Genomic DNA, 760 nt, shown 5'->3' with positions numbered 1-760 from the left:
AGCCGACATGCCACCCGTCCAGCCGCCGCCCCCCGCTCCGCCCGCGCCCTTCGCCACGCGCTCCCCCGCCCGGCGGACCGCCCTGACGCTCGCCCTGGCGGGGGTGGCGGTCTCGCTGACCGCGACGCCCGCGGCGGCCGACAGCAGCGCGTGCACCCACCACTTCTCCGGCCCGCAGATCTGCGTCCGGCTGGACGGCCGGGGCGCCACCAACGCGGTCACCGGCATCTGGACCAATCCGCCGGCGCACGTCGGCTCGCGTGCGGTGTCGCTGTACCGGAACGGCCGGCTCGCCGGCACGGCGACGGCCACGCGCTCCGGCAAAGCGCTGATGTACACCTGGCCGACGCACCACACGGGCAGGGACACCGAGCTGTGCGTGAAGTTCCGAGGCAGCCGGCGTATGGCCTGCCAGACGACACACTGACCGCACGAGGACGACCCCCACCAGGGACAAGGACGACCCCCACCGGGGACAATGCGGACAAGCGGGGAGAGCGTCAGCCGCTGACCGCCGCCGTCTCCCCGTCGCGGGTGCCCAGTGCCGCTGCCGCCGCCGCGCCCACCAGGCCCGCGTCCGTGCCCATGAGGGCCGGGGCCACCTTGATCTGCCGGACGAAGGAGAGCGTCGCGTAGTCGCCCAGGGAGCGGCGCAGCGGGGCGAAGAGGACCTCGCCCGCGTTCGCGACACCCCCGCCGACGACCGCGATGCCGATCTCCACCAGCGTGGCCGTCGCGGCGATGCCGGCGGCCAGCGCCT

2 protein-coding genes are annotated in these 760 nt (G+C 75.4%); one reads left to right on the top strand and one right to left on the bottom strand.

What is annotated here, in order from left to right; genetic code table 11:
- On the top strand, positions 1 to 427 hold a 427-nt coding region (locus tag GT042_RS35670; RefSeq protein ID WP_161312824.1), incomplete at its 5' end, for a hypothetical protein.
- Between the two features lie 73 nt (positions 428 to 500).
- Here the strand turns inward: GT042_RS35670 and GT042_RS35665 are convergent.
- On the bottom strand, positions 501 to 760 hold a 260-nt coding region (locus GT042_RS35665), incomplete at its 5' end, for an ROK family protein (RefSeq protein WP_161312823.1).

This window comes from Streptomyces sp. SID3212 (assembly GCF_009865405.1).
Lineage (GTDB): Bacteria > Actinomycetota > Actinomycetes > Streptomycetales > Streptomycetaceae > Streptomyces.
Note: the sequence above shows the minus strand (reverse complement) of the source record. Positions and strands in the feature narration are given on the sequence as shown.